Annotated in this window: 8 protein-coding genes; 3 read left to right on the top strand and 5 right to left on the bottom strand. The window is 71.6% G+C overall.

Annotated features, from left to right (window positions below):
* Window positions 1-11 precede the first annotated feature (11 nt).
* Both MUG78_RS03260 and MUG78_RS03265 read left to right on the top strand, forming a co-directional pair.
* Window positions 12-287 (top strand): hypothetical protein, encoded by a 276-nt coding sequence (locus tag MUG78_RS03260; RefSeq protein WP_246992153.1) that lies wholly within the window; start codon window positions 12-14, stop codon window positions 285-287.
* Complete coding sequence (locus MUG78_RS03265) at window positions 284-778, top strand: SixA phosphatase family protein (protein ID WP_246992155.1); 495 nt, start codon at window positions 284-286, stop codon at window positions 776-778. The genes MUG78_RS03260 and MUG78_RS03265 overlap by 4 nt, the downstream gene beginning before the upstream one ends.
* 124 nt (window positions 779-902) lie before the next feature.
* Here MUG78_RS03265 and MUG78_RS03270 read toward each other — a convergent pair whose 3' ends face one another.
* From MUG78_RS03270 to MUG78_RS03285, 4 genes are all read right to left on the bottom strand, one after another.
* Window positions 903-7,514 (bottom strand): PE family protein, encoded by a 6,612-nt coding sequence (locus MUG78_RS03270; protein WP_246997164.1) that lies wholly within the window; start codon window positions 7,512-7,514, stop codon window positions 903-905.
* Window positions 7,454-9,331: a hypothetical protein gene (locus tag MUG78_RS03275; protein ID WP_246992157.1), complete on the bottom strand. Its 1,878-nt coding sequence runs from the start codon at window positions 9,329-9,331 to the stop codon at window positions 7,454-7,456. Before MUG78_RS03275 ends, MUG78_RS03270 begins: the two co-directional genes overlap by 61 nt.
* A 205-nt stretch (window positions 9,332-9,536) precedes the next feature.
* Window positions 9,537-12,293 carry a hypothetical protein gene (locus MUG78_RS03280; RefSeq protein WP_246992159.1) on the bottom strand — a complete coding sequence of 919 codons (2,757 nt, stop codon included), beginning with the start codon at window positions 12,291-12,293 and terminating at the stop codon, window positions 9,537-9,539.
* An 82-nt stretch (window positions 12,294-12,375) separates the two neighbouring features.
* Entirely contained in the window at window positions 12,376-13,479 is a 1,104-nt protein-coding gene (locus MUG78_RS03285) for a DNA polymerase IV (protein WP_246992161.1), read from the bottom strand.
* Window positions 13,480-13,601: 122 nt separating this feature from the next.
* Between MUG78_RS03285 and MUG78_RS03290 the strand changes: the two genes are divergently transcribed.
* A complete protein-coding gene (locus tag MUG78_RS03290) occupies window positions 13,602-14,576 on the top strand; it encodes an alpha/beta hydrolase (RefSeq protein ID WP_246992163.1) in 975 nt (324 codons plus the stop codon).
* 143 nt (window positions 14,577-14,719) lie between these two features.
* Here MUG78_RS03290 and MUG78_RS03295 read toward each other — a convergent pair whose 3' ends face one another.
* Window positions 14,720-15,655, bottom strand: coding sequence for a type IV toxin-antitoxin system AbiEi family antitoxin (locus MUG78_RS03295; RefSeq protein ID WP_246992165.1), 936 nt, complete (start codon window positions 15,653-15,655; stop codon window positions 14,720-14,722).
* Window positions 15,656-15,882: the final 227 nt, after the last annotated feature.

Consider the following 15,882-nt stretch of genomic DNA (forward strand, 5'->3'; position numbering starts at 1 on the left):
CCGTGGGAATCATGGACTACCGGACGCAGCTGGAAAGCCTCACCACTCTGTCGATGAACGCGATCACTCGTGCCTGCGCCGGCGAGGGCCTCAACGCGCTGCTGACGCAGTGCTACGACGAGTACCTGGAGTTGCGCGAGCTCGCTGAGGAAGCGCTGACCGATACGACTCCGGAGACCCGCGAGTACTACATGCAGGAAGCCGCCGCCTGGCGGGACACCGCGCGGGTCCTCAACGAGATGCGCGCGGAGCGTACCGCGGCCGTCCGCGCGGCCGAGTCGGCATGACCGCTGGTGCACGCACCCTGATTCTGCTGCGGCACGGCAAGTCCGGCTATCCGGCCGGCGTGCCCGACCACGACCGGCCCCTCGCCGACCGCGGCCGTCGCGAAGCGGCCTTGGCCGGCGAATGGATGGAGCGCGACGGCCTGCAGGTCGATGCGGTGATCTGTTCCACCGCCGAGCGCACCCGGCAGACCCTGGAGCGGACCGGGATCGACGCTCCGACGCAGTTCACCGCGGACATCTACGAGAACTCACCCGAGGACATCCTCGAAGCGATCCGCACGTACGCGCCGGCAGACGCAGCCGTCCTGCTGGTGGTGGGCCACTTCCCCGGACTGCCGGGCACTGCGCTGACCCTGGACGGCGACGCCGACATCGACCGCTTCCCCACCTCGGCGTATGCGGTCCTGTCGATCGGTGTGCCGTGGGACCGCCTCGGCCTCGACGTGGACCCCGCCGCGCGGGTGACCTCGCTGCAGATCCCCCGCGCGTAAGAGTTCTCGAAAGTTCGCTGACACCGGAGAATTCTGGCGGCGCACGCCCCGTGCTTCCCCCGAATGCAGCAAAGGCGCGGCTGCCCGAAGACAGCCGCGCCCGTGCGTCGTTGGGCGGACCCGGTCAGGTCACGTTCACCGACGAATTCGCGCCTGCGGCGCCCGTGCCGGGACCGCTGCGGTCTCCGCCGGCACCCGCGGTCGCGGTGTTGCCGGAGGTCTGGGCCGATGTCACGGTGATCGACGCGGCGCCGCCTGCGCCGCCGACACCCGAGTCGTCGCCGTTGCCGCCCGCGCCGCCCTTCGCCTTGACGGTGGTCGCTTGCGCTCCCGCTCCCGTGACGGTGATGGCGGCATTTCCGCCGCGCCCGCCCTTTCCGTCGTCACTGCCTTGACCGGCGTTGCCACCGGTGGCTTGGCCATAGGCCACGGTGCTGCCATTGTTGGCGCGGATCGTAGCGCCGCCCCCGACCGCACTCGTACTGCTCACTCCGGCCGCGGCATAACTGTTGCTGATCGTGCCGCCGTAGGAATCGACGTACGCGTGCGAGCCCGCGATGTTCCCGGCGGCATTACTCCCGGTCGCGACACTGTTGTGGACCTGACCACCCGCGACGACGGTCTGATCCTTCCGGATCCGGACGCGACCTTCGCCGCCGTTCTTGCCGTTGACGCCGGAGACACCCGCGCCTCCGGCGCCACCAATCGCACCACCACTGGTGATCGAGCCGGAGGTCAGCGTGGGATCGGTCCAGACCGCGCCGATGCCGCCCGCGCCGCCCGTGGCGCCGTCGCCGATGCCCCCGTTTCCACCGGCTCCTCGACCGTCGGCCACGGTGTTCGAGCCGCCCGCATAGATCTGGCCCATGCCGCCGGCTCCGCCGGTACCGCCGTTCACTCCTTCTCCGCCGTTACCGCCCACACCCGTGCCGGTGGCGATTCCACCCGTCGTCTGGGTGCCGCCCGGGGTCGGGTTCTCCGGCGTCACCGGGTCGGGGAGATACGCACCGACGATGAGGTTTCCTTGTCCACCCACGCCGCCGACACTGCCTGCGGCGGCAGAGCCACCATTGCCGCCGATCGCCGTCCCGTGCGCCGCTCCCCCGATACCGCCGAGCGGCTGACCCACCTTCTCCGCGTAGCCGACCTGGATGGTTCCGTTGGCGCCGTTGCCGCCGCGGCTACCGGCGCCGTCGGCGTTTCCACCGCTTCCGCCATTGCCCTCGCCGGTGACTTCACTGTCTTGGGTCCTCGCGTAGAGGGTGCCGTTGGCACCGCTTCCGCCCTGGCCGCCGTTCTGAGCGAATCCGCCGTCGCCGCCGCGTCCCGTGCCCGCGGCGCTCGATCCATCGCCGGCGGCGAGAATCCGGCCGCCGCCGCCACCACCGCCGACGCTTCCCGCGCCGACCGCCGCACCGCCCGGCCCTCCGGTCGCGGAGCCGCTGGCACTGCTGTCCGCGCCGCTGGCGATGATCTCGGCTCCGCCGCCGCTGCCGCCGGCGCCGCCGTCACTTCCGGTACCACCCGTGCCGCCCGAGGCCCGGCCGTCGACCTGACTATGCGCGCCACTGGCCATCGCCGTCGCCGATCCGCCGCGTCCGCCGGTGCCGCCGCCCAGGCCCGCACCACCGTTGCCTCCTGTCGCCTCACCGTGCGCGGTACTGCCCTCGCCCAATGCGTGCACCGAACCCACGCCGCCGTTTCCGCCGACGACCGAAGCGCCCGCACTGGTTCGCCCGTCGCCGGTGCCGCCGCTGCCGCCGATCGCGTACCCACCGGCCGTCGCATTGGCCCCGGCCGCGTAGATCTGTCCGAGCTGGCCGTTGCCACCGGTACCGCCGTTACTGCCTGCGCCACCATTCCCGCCTTGCGCGGTTCCGGTCGCCGTGGCGCCGTCGCCGCCGACCAGGATGGTGGCCATCCCGCCTAGGCCGCCCGTGCCGCCCGACGTCGCATCGCCGCCGTTGCCGCCGATTGCGGTGCCGTTTCCTGTTCCGTTGGTCCCTCCGCCGTTGTAGCCGACCTGGACCCAGCTGGTCGCACCGTCACCGCCGACGCTGCCGATTCCGTCCGCGTTACCGCCGGATCCACCGATTCCCGTGCCCTGCGCCGTACTGCGCTCTGCATCCGCGAGCAAGACTCCGGCACCGCCGTTGCCGCCGCGTCCACCATTGGTGGCGTTACCGCCATTGCCACCCAGGCCGGTACCTGCTGCCGTAGTGCCGGCACCGGTAGCGGAAATCCAGGCGCCCTCGCCGTTGCCGCCGACGCTTCCTGCACCCGTGGCGGTACCGCCCGTGCCACCGGTCACCACACCGCTGACCTCGCTGTCGACGCCGAGTGCCTCGAAGTCAGCGGTGCCGCCGGCACCGCCGATGCCGCCGTTGCGACCGTCACCACCGGCACCGCCGGTAGCCGTCCCCGCAGCCGAGCTGCCCGCGCCGTCGGCCACTGAAGTCGCTGCACCGCCGGCGCCACCGGCGCCATTGAGTCCGTGACCGCCGGCCCCGCCGACCGCCGTCACTGTTTGGGCTCCAGCACCGGACGTCGTGGCGTTGCCGCCGGCACCGCCGGTCGAACTGCCGGACACCGTGGTCGTGGCGTTGCCGCCCTTCCCGCCGGTGGTTCCGGCTCCGGTCGCCGCGCCACCGGCGCCACCGACACTGCTGCCGATCACCGTGACACCGCTGCCACTCGCGCTGACCGTTCCTCCACCACCGTTGCCCCCGACACCGCCGGCGGTTCCGCTGCCACCGGCACCGCCGACCGCACCGGGACCGGTCGTCTGCGCGTTTCCACCGCCCGTGGCCACCACTCGGCCCTCGCCGCCGCTGCCGCCCGAGCCGGTGCCGTTGGCCGCACCGGCCGCGCCGCCGGTCGCCGTGCCTGACACCTGGCTAGCCGGCCCCTGGGCGTGCATGGAGGCGCTGCCGCCGTTGCCGCCCGTGCCTCCGGGGCTGCCTGCGACAGCACTGCCGCCGGCACTGCCGTCGCGGCCGGTCGCAGTACCAGTGGCGGTACCACCGAGATCGGCCATGACCAGTGCCTGGCCACCGTTGCCGCCGTTGCCGCCGCGGGTCCCGTCGGCGGCGTTACGGCCACCGTCGCCGCCGTCGCCGCCGTGGGCGACCGCGTCGGTCACCGTCGAACCGAACGACCCGGTGTAGTCGTAGACGCCGACCCAGCCCTGCTGGCCGTGCCCACCGTTGCCACCGAGGCCCGCGCCGCCGTCACCGCCGGTCGCCGTGCCGTTGGTCGTGACGCCCTGGTAACCGGTGACCTGTGCCGTACCACCGTTACCACCGGTGGCACCCGCTGCGCCGCCGTCACCGCCGGACGCATTGCCCGACGACGATCCACCGTTGCCGTACGCGTACACCAAGCCGTACGCACCGGCACCACCGACGCCGCCGTTGGTCGCCGCACCACCGTTGCCGCCGGAAGCAGTACCGGTGGCCAATCCGCCGCCGTTGCTCGCCTGGACCCAGGCGTTGCCGCCCCCGCCGCCCTTACTGCCTGCGCCGTCGGCGTTGCCGCCTCCGCCGCCCGCAGCCGCACCGGAAGCCTGTGCGCTCGGCCCGCTGGCGTAGACCTGGCCGGTCGCGCCGTTGCCGCCGACACCGCCCGCGGACCCGTTGCCGCCGGCACCGCCGACCGCACCGGTTTCGGTCGCGTTCGCGGTGCCGCCGTTCTCCGCAAGCACTGAACCCTTGCCGCCGCTGCCACCCTTGCCCGCATCGACGGCCGCGCCGCCGGCACCGCCGGTCGCCACACCCGATGCCCGGCTTCCGGAGCCGCGGCTGGTCATGTCACCGGCACCACCATTGCCGCCCACGCTGTCCGAGCCGGTGGCCTGTCCGCCAGCACCACCGGTCACCATCGCATTCGCGACATGCCCTCCGTTCGCGCTGATCGACGCCGAGCCTCCGGTACCGCCGGTGCCGCCGCCGGTGGCGGCGCCGCCGACCCCGCCGACCGCCGAACTGTCGGCGATCGCACCACCACTCGTGGCGATCGCCGAGGCGTCGCCGCCTCGACCTCCGACATTGTTAGTGTCGGCCGTCCCGGCGGCGCCGCCGCGCACGTGCGTATTCGTCACCGTGCTGCCGGTCGCGGCTTCCACCCGGGCGCCGCCGCCGACCGCGGTGGCACTACTGACACCCGCGATCGCCGAACTGTTCCTCACGATGCCGCCTGTGGCTTGGACCGTGCCCAGTGCTCCGTTGAGCGCACCGACAGCTTCGCCGCCGACTGCCGTGCCGCCCACGATGGTTCCGCCAGCCGGGCCGACGTTCACGGAACCCTGACCGCCGACACCCGCGTTCGCATTACCGGTGGCGCCGTTGCGTCCTCCCGCACCTCCGGTGGCGTGTCCCTCTGCCGAACTTCCCGATGTCGACAGGCGATTGGTCGCCACGACTCCGCTGTTGCCGCGTCCACCGACCTGGCCGACGCCGTCGCCCACTCCGCCGGCCCCGCCGGTCGCGGTACCGGTCGCTGTGGTCTGTGTGCCGCCGGCATACACCTGGCCGGTCCAGCCGGCACCGCCGGTTCCACCGTTGCTACCGTCGCCGCCGCGGCCGCCCTGCACCGTGCCGCTGGCCTGGCCGTCGGTGGTGGGGACGGGGCCGTTCGCGGTACCGCGGTTCCCGCCGACCAGGATCGACCCCATGCCGCCGGCACCGCCGGTGCTACCCATGGTCAGTCCCTCGCCGCCGGCACCTCCGGTTGCCGTGCCGGACGCGGACCCTCGCGCTCCGCCGCCGTCGTAGCCGACCTGCACGGAGGCACCGCCGCCGGCACCGCCCCGACTCAACGCGCCTTCGGCGCGCCCGCCATCACCGCCGACCCCGGTACCGGACGCGGTGCTGTCGGTGGCGAGGGCGAACACTCCGCCCTGCGCGCCGTTGCCACCGCGGCCGCCATCGGCGCCCGCACCGCCGGCACCGCCACGGCCTAGTCCGGCCGCGTCGCTACCCACCGCACCGGCCCAGAGGATCCCTTGTCCTCCATTGCCGCCGACACCACCCGCGGTACCGCTGCCACCGGCACCGCCGAGGACATCTCCGGTCGCCGCGCTTCCAGCCGCCGCAGCATGGATCTTCCCCTGTCCTCCATTGCCGCCGACACCACCCGCGGTACCGCTGCCACCGGCACCGCCGACCGCACCGTCCCCGGTCGCCGCCGCGGTCCCGCCGTTCTCGGCCAGCGCGTACCCTTGTCCGCCGTTGCCGCCCGTGCCGCTGCCGATGGCCGCGCCACCCGCGCCGCCGGTCGCGGTACCCGAAACCTGGCTTCCGGAACCCCGCGCGTGCATGTCGGCATTGCCGCCGTCACCGCCGTTGCCGCCGGGGGTGCCCGCGACAGCGTTGCCGCCGACACCACCTGCGCCGCCGGTGGAGGTACCTGTGGCAGTACCGCCCTGATCAGACTTGACCAGGGCCTGTCCGCCGTCGCCGCTGTCGCCGCCGCGGGTGCCGTCGGCGGCGTTGCGGCCGCCGTTGCCGCCGTCGCCGCCGTGGGCGACCGCGTCGGTCACCGTCGAACCTGCGGGCCCGGTGTAGTCGTAGACGCCGACCCAACCCTGCTGGCCGTGCCCACCGTTGCCACCGAGGCCCGCGCCGCCGTCACCGCCGGTCGCCGTGCCGTTCGTCGTGACGCCGTTCATGCCGGTGACCTGTGCCGTACCGCCGTTGCCGCCGGTCGCGCCGGCAACACTGGCCGCGCCGCCGTTGCCGCCGGTCGCGGTGCCCGACGACGACGCACCGGTGCCGACCGCCATCACCAAGCCGTAGCCACCGTCGCCGCCGACGCCGCCGTTCGACGCCGCCCCGCCGTCGCCGCCGACGGCATTGCCGTCGGCCGTGTTCCCGGCACTGGCCTGCACCCAGGCGTCGCCACCCGCGCCACCGATGCTGCCGTTGCCGGTGCCGCTGCCACCGGCACCGCCGGTCGCCGTCCCCGATGCCGCCGAACCGGCACCCAGTCCGAGGATCTCCCCGACGCCGCCGTCGCCGCCGGTACCCGCGCCGAGGGCGTCGCCGCCCTGTCCACCGACCGCGGTGCCACCGGCAGAGCTGCCGGCCCCCTCGGCATAGACGCTCGCGCTACCACCGGTGCCGCCCTGACCGCCGGTCAACGCCGCGGTCGCATCGCCGCCGCCACCGCCGTCGCCGCCGGTCGCCGTGCCGGAGGCCTGCCCGCCGGTGACCGCGTGCACGATCGCGCCGCCGCCACCGCCGCCACCGCCGCCGCCGAGTCCGGGTGCAGCTGTGGTGCCCTGGCTGCCGGCGCCGCCGACGCCGCCGGTGCCGGCCGTCGCGCTGTACGCGTAACCGGTGCCACCGGTGCCGCCGGAACCACCGGTGCCGTTCGCGCCGCCATTGGTACCCAGGCCGCCGCTGCCGCCCGCACCGCCGGTGCCGCCGGACTGCGGAACGGAGCCGTTCGCGAGCACAACCTGGCCGGTACCGTCGCCGCCCGCACCGCCGATGCCGCCTTGACCACCGTTACCGCCGCGGTCGTCGCCGATCCCGACGCCGCCCGCGCCGCCGACACCGCCCGTACCGCCGTTGCCTGCGGTGACACCGATACCGCCGCTGTACCCGGCGCCGCCGGTACCACCGACGCCGCCGTCACCGGCATGGCCGTTCGCCGCGCGGCTTCCGTCCAGATTCAGGCCGCCGAGGCCGGCCGCACCGCCGGTACCACCGACACCGCCCGTGCCACCGTCCACCACGGTGCCGTCGCCGGCCGACCCTTGCCTCCGACACCGCCGACACCACCGTTGCCGCCGACACCCGCCACCGAACCCGAGCCCGCGGAACCGGAACGGCCCAGCAGGCTGCCCTTCCCGCCGCTACCGCCGGCACCCGAGGCGCCGCCTTCACCGCCCGCACCGCCGGTACCGCCCATGCCACCGGGAACCGCGCCCGGCGCACCCGCTCCGCCGTCACCGCCGCGGCCGCCCTGACCACCCGCGCCACCGTTGCCGCCGACACTGAACAGGAAGCCGCCGTTGCCGCCCTGGCCGCCCTGACCGCCCGCGGTACCGCTTCCGCCGTTCTGCCCGGTGGACCCGGGCGTCGTGCCCGCAGCACCGGTCACACCGTCGACACCCGCAGCGCCGGTGCCACCGGTACCGCCCTGGCCGACCAGACTGCCCAGCCCGAACAAGCCCACCGCGTCACCGCCGCGGCCGCCGTCGCCACCGGCGGAGCCGTTGCCGCCCTGCCCTCCGACACCGAAGAACCAGCCCACCGCGTCACCGCCGCGACCACCCCCGGTCGTCGTGGTTCCGTCAGCACCCGCACCGCCGATGCCCATGAGAATGCCGCCCGTACCACCGGCACCGCCGCTCACACCGCCCTTACCGCCGTTGCCGATCAAGCCGGCATTACCGCCGGCACTGCCGCCGGTCGACGCCGCAGCGCCCGTGCCGCCGTCACCGAAGAGCATGCCGCCGTCACCCGCATCACCGAACAGCCCCGGCAACAGTCCACCGATCAGCGACGTATTGCCGCCGGTGTAACCATCCTTGCCGTTGCCGATCAGATCGCGGCCCACCAGCAACTGGAACGGAATATTGATCACCTGATTGATCGGCGCGGCCATGATGATCCAGGCCTGCCCGATGTTGTGAATCGGGTCGTAGACGAACTGCTGAACCATGTACGGCAGCAGCGCCATGCCGCCGGTGGCGTCCGCCACCGGCTGGTAGAAGAAGAGGGTGGCCACCTGCTGGGTGTCGGCCACGGAGGGCCCGGCCTGCGCGCCGTCAACGTCGTCGACCATCAGCGTGGCCACCGCCGGATCCGGCGCCGGACGCATGCCGTCAGTCGGAGCGAACAGCGGCCGATCCATCATGCGCCGCGGATCCAGCAGCACCATCATCAGCGCGGACTGGTTGAGCAGCACCAGCCCTTCGCTGCCGGAACCGCCCATCATGCTCAGCAGACCGGCGATCCCCGCGGGCCGCGGCTCCTGCGCCGGCGCCTCGTCGGCCGGTCGGAACGACGGTCCGTCTGCGCCCGCCTGGTCGAGGTCGACGAGGCCGTCGGTGCCACCGTTGTCGGCACCCGGGTTCAGATCGTCGGGCGATTCGAGAGTGCCGGAGTCGTCTCGACCATCCGCGTCACCGGAGAACGACGGCAGCTCCACACCGGGGTCGCCGCTCTCATCGGCCCGGTGCCGTCCCCCGGGAAGCGGCAGTTCGTTGTCGATCGGAGTCTCGGACTGAGTGGGAGGCGCCGGAGTCGGAGAGGTCGGGGTCAGCGAGTCCGGAGTCGGGGAGTCCGGGGTCGTCGCGACCGGAGGGAGGGGATCGGTGGCCGGCGGCGCCTCGGAGGGCGAGGACGTCGGCTCTCCCGAACCCGCCGGTTGCCCGCTGTCCGCAGAACCGCCGTCCGCCGGAGCCGTCGTCACCGGATCATCACCCGCAGGCTCCGCCGCAGCGATCGCTACCGGACCCGCCACCATCAACGCGGCGGCGATGCCGGACGAGGCCGCGATCCGTCGCGGCAGACTCATCTTGCGGATCGAAGATTTGGACATTCAGGACTCCTCACACAAGGGTGATCGACATCACGTCGAACTGTTGCAGAGAAAACCTTCCCGTCTTACCCTTTCCGTGACTTTTAGTACTTTCGGACGATTCACGATGACACAGCCACCCGGCCCCCCCAGCCGCGGACGGCGAGGGCCGGTCACCGTACTCGGTGACCGGCCCTCGCTGAACCGACTGACTACCTCGACTACCTCACTCGTCGAACGACGGCTCCGGCGACGACCCGCCGGCTCCCGCGCCCACCGGGCCACCGGTCGACCCGGGGGTGACCGGCGCCTGCTGAGTGACGGACGGCTCCGGCGTGACCGCCGGCGGCTCGACGGCCGACGGAACCTGCCAAGTCTCCGGTGCGATGAACTCCGGAACGATCAGTTCGTTCTGCGTCGGCGCGCCGTCGTCATCGCCGTCGTCGCCGTCCCCCGGCAGCACCGGGTCGGGCGTCGAGTCGTCCGGCACCGACTCGTCCGGTGTCGTACCGCCCGGGTTCAGCAGGCCCCACAGGTCCCCGAAGCCCTGGTCGACGAAGTCCTTCACGTCGCCGATCCCGACGTCGATGCCGTCCCGGATACCGGCACTGAGGCCGAGTGCGCCGTCGATCGCCTTCAGGTCGCTCGGCAACGTCACCGAGTCGATGAAATTCCGGGAGGTCCCGAAGAGATCCCACGGCTTGTCGAAGCTCCAGGTACCCAGACCGAACGCGTTGTCCCACTGGACCAGCGAGATCTTGGGCAGCAGCCCCGTCTGCGCGTCGGAGGCGATGCGCTTGATCTGCGGCAGCCCGATCAGATTCGGCCGGTAGGTGCCGTTGACCTCGACGGCCGGGAAGAACACCACCTGGTGGCCGAGCCACTCGATGGTCAGCGGCTCGCGCAGACCGTAGTCGCTGGTGAGCCAGTGCGCGGTGATCGACGACTCGACCACCGGATCCCACAGCAGATTGCCCTTGGAGTCCTTGGCCTGCTCCATCTTCTGGACCAGCACCGGGTTGCCGTCCGCGTCGAGGACGGGGTTGCCGTCAGCGTCGAGCTGCTCGATCATCACCGGCTTGGTGAGGTGGCGAGTCTTGGTCGCGAAGACCGGCTTGCCGTCGTCGTCGAGCTTCTGCACCTGCCTCTTGGTCGCGCCCTCGGTGTCGGCGTCGACGACGTTGCCGTCCGCGTCGACGTAGATCGGGTTGCCGTCGGCGTCGGCGTCGTCGACCATCACCGGCGCATCGCTGACGTAGTCCTCCCACGCGCTCTCGGTGGCGCCGACCATGCGCGGCGTGACCTTGTTGCGCAGGAGCGGCTCACCGTCGACCAGCACCGGGTCACCGTTGGCGTCGAGCACCGGCTCCTTGGCGAAGACGGTCTCGACGTTCTTGGTGTAGCGGATGAAGTCCTTGGTCAGCTTGAGACGGTCGTCCTCGGACAGCACCGCACCCAGCATCTTGACGACGGTCGGGTTCGACAGCAGTGCACCCAGATCGGCGCCCTCGCCGCCGGAGAGCATGGGCAGGAATTGCTGCAGCAGCGCATCATTGCCGAGCGCCAGCGAACTGATGTCGGTCAGGCCCCACTGCTGCTGGCGAGAGACCGAGTCGCCGGTGAAGTTCTGCGAGCCGTTGCTCAGCGGGCGCAGATCCTTGTAGGTGTCGAAGGTGCCCAGGAAGTTGGTGCAGCTGCCCAGGCCCTCGGCGGTCGCCTTGGCGTCGACGCCGAGGCAGTAGACCTCCTTGATGCTCGGGATCTGACCGTTGAGGCCCTCGAGCATGTCCAGCATGGGCGCCATGTCCGAGCCGCCCATACCCGCAGCCATGTCCGACTGCAGGAGCGGCAGCAGGTTGGCGAAGTCGACGTCCTGGCCGAACCAGGTGAACCGGATGTCCTCGGTGTTCATGTTCGCCGCGATCGCGATCGCGTAGTTCGCATACGCCGTCGAGATCTTGCCGTTGTCGGCACCGGCGAGCGCCACCGAGAGATTGCTTGCGGTCTCGGCCAGCGCCTGGCCGCCGCGCATGGACAGCGCGACGTTGATGCCGTCGCCCTTGATCGTCGACTGGCCCGACGCCCGCGGGATGTCGGGCAGATTCTGCGGCACCGTCGGGTCGTAGCGGTGGCCGGTGAGGTACTCGGCCACCTTCAGCGCGTCGGTGCGCTTCTCCAGGTTGGCGTCGTAGACAACGGTGATCTTCTCGTACTTCGTGCAGACTCCGAGGAAGTAGCTCAAGCACTTACCGTTTTCGGTGCGGGTGGCTTCCTTGTAAGGCAATGCCGCGTCGCGCTGGATCGCGGCGTAGATGTCGTCGTCGTGGTCGCCGTACTTGGCGAACATCCGGGGGTCGATGGCGATCCCCGTCTGCTTCTTCGCCTCCTCCTTCACGCTCACGATACCGGCGATCTTGCTGCCTTCGAAGATGAGACCGCTCACCAGGTTCAGCAGGTTCTGCTGGCCCATCGGCAAGGTCAGAACGGTGATGCCGAGGACTTTGATCTCCTGGTCGGGCCCGAGGTCCATGACCATGTCGTTGCCGAGTCGACCGATTTCGAACGTGTCCGGCAGCACCAACGCGAGGCCGTGACCGGTCGATTCGTTGCACGTCGCGATCGCGTTCGGCGGCACCTGGCCCGGCGCCGTGTCCTCCGCGTTCCACGCGGTGCTGTTCCCCGCGTTCGGGTTGCCGTTGGCGAGCGCACCCGTCCGGCACATCTCGACGAAGCCGGTGAGCATCTCGTCGTCGAGGAGACCGAGAATCATCTCGGGCGACATCTCGACGGAGACGGAATCGTCGGCGAGTACCAGCCCGTTGCCCATGGTGCCGGCGAGCAGGCCGACGCTCAGCGCTGCGGTCGCGCCGAGGGCCAGCGTCGCAGTGCGCCAGCCGCGCGCGCCGAATCGTTTCTTCTGCTCGCGCGCCTGCAGCCGGGCGACGCGTCGTCGCCCGCTGCGGGAGGTACGGGTGGTGTCCATCGGTGGGCGCTCCATCTGTCCGGGAAAGAGACAAGTTCCCGACAGTGTGTCATCAGTCACAGCGACGTGTCGCCCAAATCTGTCATTTCGCCCGGATCGGCGCCAGTTCCAGTCGTACGGCGAGCAGGCGCACCGGGCGATCGACGTCGAAGGCGGCCAACAGTTCGTCGACCACCGGGGCGATCGACGCGGAGTCTGTGGTCGGCTGCGCGAGCTTGCGCAGCTTGGTCCGGGTCCGGAACGACGACGTCCGCACGGTGACCCCCACGCGGATCGGCAGCCGGTCTTCGTCGACCACCTGCTGCACGACCTGCGCCAGCAATTCGTGGGCCGCCGCGCGGATCTCCTCGGGTTCGGTCAGGTCACGCGGAAAGGTGACCGACCTCGAGTGCGAACGAGCCGGCGGTGGAACGACGGTGATCGTGTCATCGCCACCGCCGCGAGCGAGGACATACAGCCAGTTACCCTTGTGCGGCCCGAAGATCGCGATCAGATCGTCGAGCGGCATCGCGGCGAGTTCGGTCACCGTCGAGACGCCGTGCTCGTCGAGGGCGGCCGCGGTGCGCGCGCCGACGCTCCACAGCGCGGTGGTCGGTTGCGGGCCGAGCAGGTCGGACCAGTTCTCGTCAGTGAGGACGAACCGTCGGGCATCACCGTCGGCTCCGCTTCGCACGGCGCGTTTGGCGAAACCCGCGGCGATCTTCGCGCGCTGCTTGTTGTCGGAGATCCCCAGGCAGCTCTCGAAACCGGTCGCGGCGCGGACGGTGCTCCGCAACCGATCGGCCAGGGCCAGCGCGGCCGACTCCGGCGGCGCCGGCGCATCGCGAGGACCGAAGCCGACGTAGCCCTCGTCGAATCCCCAGACCTCGGTCGGTGCGCCCACCCCGCGGACCGTCGCCCACACCTGCGCGGACTCGGCCTCGTAGTACTCCATGTCGAGCGGAAGGTAGAGCGCGTCGGGCGCCTTCTTGTACGCCGCCCGCAGCGGCATCCCGGCCCGTACCCCCAGCGCCCGCGTCTCGTACGAACCGCAGGTCACCACCTGGCGCGCCTTGGTCGGGTCACCGTCGCCGCCGACGATCACCTGCTGCTCGTTCAGTTCGGGGCGCCGCAGGCGCTCGGCAGCCACCTGGAACTGATCCAGATCCAGGTGCAGCAGCCAATGGAACCGTTCGACGTCCGGCACTCCCCAAGCGTAAGCGCCCCACCGGCATCCGGGCTGTTCCACAACACAGTAGGACTACAGTCCGGTGACGACCGCCGTGCCGCCGTAGGCCTGTGGGACGCGCCCCCGTAGCGTCGTGGCCGATGTCTACTTCGCTGTTCCGCCGCTCCCTGTCCCTGCTGATCGCCGCGATGATCGCCGCCATCGCCCTCGTCGTAGTGGCCGCGCCCGGTGCCGCCGAGGCCCGGGTGGTGAGTGTCCGCGAGCTCAGCTCGCGCGTCTCACTGGTCTCGGTGTACTCGCCGACGATGCACCGGACGATCTCCAGCCACGTGCTGCACCCGGTCGGCAAGCCCGCGGGGCTGCCCAGCTTCTATCTGCTGGCCGGCGCGGGCGGTGCCGAGGACGGCATCAGCTGGTACCACCACGGCGGCGTCAAGAAGTTCTTCGCCGGCAAGCGGGTGAACGTGGTTCTGCCCATCGGCGGACAGTTCTCCATGATGACCGACTGGCAGCGCCGCGACCCGCTGCTCGGCGTGAACCAGTGGCAGACGTTCTACACCCGCGAATTGCCCACCGCGATCGACAAGACCTTCCGCACCAGCGGCGCCAACGCGCTCGGCGGAGTGTCGATGTCCGCCGGACCCGCACTCGATCTGGCGATCCAGGCACCCGGCCGGTACCGCGCCGTCGCCGCCTACAGCGGCTGCCCCGGCACCACCGATCCGCTCGGCCGCCTCGCCGCCACCGCGATCCCGCTGCGCGGCGGCGCCAATCCGTTCAACATGTGGGGCACCTACGACCACCCCGACTGGATCAAGCACGACCCCGTGGTCAACGCGGCCAAACTGCGCGGCAAGACCATCTTCCTGTCAGCCGGCTCCGGGCTGCCCGGACCGATCGACGGCGGGCCCATCGAGACGATCGGCGGCCTGTTCGGCGGCAACGTCCTCGAAGCCATCGCCCGCAGCTGCACCGCCAACATGTCGAACAAGCTGCGCTCGCTCGGTATCCCCCACCGCTTCAACGCCCGCCCCGACGGCAGCCACAGCTGGGGCCTGTTCTCCGCCGACATGCGGCTGTCCTGGCCGATGATCGCCCGCGCCATCGGCGCTTGACCACACCTCAAGGCGACACCTCCCCCCAAAGGCGTCAGTGCGCCCCGGAGGCGGCACCCGGGGCCGCCGCCTCCGGGGTCGGCTGACGCCTTTGCGTGGGCCTGCCGCCTTTGTGTGGGCCTGCCGCCTTTGTGTGGGGGCCGTCAGCAGAGGCCGCGCCTGCCCAGGTGGTCGGTGAGCACCGGGATGAAGGCGGCGTCGCGCAGTTCCTGCCAGACGGTCCGCACCATGTCGAGCCCCAGCTCGCGGAGCTTGTCCTCGCGCAGCTTCTCCTCGATGACCACCTCCTCCGGGCTTCGCTTCGAGCCGATCGTCGCCTGCCGATACTTGGTCAGGCCGTCGAACTCCACCACCACCTGGCCGTCGAAGTCGAGATCGACGTAGGCGATGCTCCCGTCCCGCAGGTCGTAGCGCACCTGTAACGCCGGAATCGGCAGCCCGGCCTCGATGACCTGGGCACGACACCACGACTCTCCGGGATTGTCGGCCAACGGACTCGCGTGTCGGAGCGCGAAGCGCGCCGTCCCCACTCCTTTGCGCCGCACCCCGAGTCGCTCGGCCAACTCGTCGCGGTCCAGTCCGCGCGCCAGCCCGGCGTCGAACGCGGCGAGGGCCCGGTGGAACGGACCGGTCACGGCCAGATCGACGACGGTCCGCGCGAGCCCGGTGACCCGCACCCCGTCGACCTCGACGATGTCCTCGTCGGGCACGGTCCCGGTATGGAAGACGGTCTTGCGCTCCTTCGCATTACCGCCGTGCGGCCGCTCCGCGAAGCGGTGCACACGCGTGCGCGTGGGCAACAGCACCGGGAGCCCATGGATGACGGCCGCCGAATCGTGGCTGAGCAGTGCCGGCCGCGCCCCCTGTTTCGCCGATCCCACGGCCAGGCACTTCGCCCGGTAGAGGACGTCGCCGCGATAGCGCGACGACGCGCTGATCCGAGATTCCTGCAGGTACACCCCGCGGCTCACCAGGACCAGTTCGCCGGACGTGATCGCCGCCTCCAGCTCGCGCTGGGTCACGCCGGAGTCGAGGACGTCGTGCCGGCGCAGAAGCCCGTGCTCGTCGGGAAGCCACATACTCTTTCGACGCTCCGCACCCCGGCCGCGGTTCCCCGGCCGCGTCGTCGGGCGTGTCGCGGCAGTCGACCACAAAGGCGGCAGTCGCCCCCAAGGGAGACCGCCCCGGCTGCCGCCTTCGGTGGCCACTGCCGCCTTCGGTGCGGAGTGCCGCCTTCAGGGCGGCGGGGCGGCCGGGGCGGAACGACGAAGCCCCACTCCGCGAGGGAGTGGGGGCTTCGGTCGAG

Origin of the sequence: Gordonia alkaliphila (genome assembly GCF_023017165.1) — a bacterium.
In the GTDB taxonomy this organism is placed as follows: Bacteria; Actinomycetota; Actinomycetes; order Mycobacteriales; family Mycobacteriaceae; genus Gordonia; species Gordonia alkaliphila.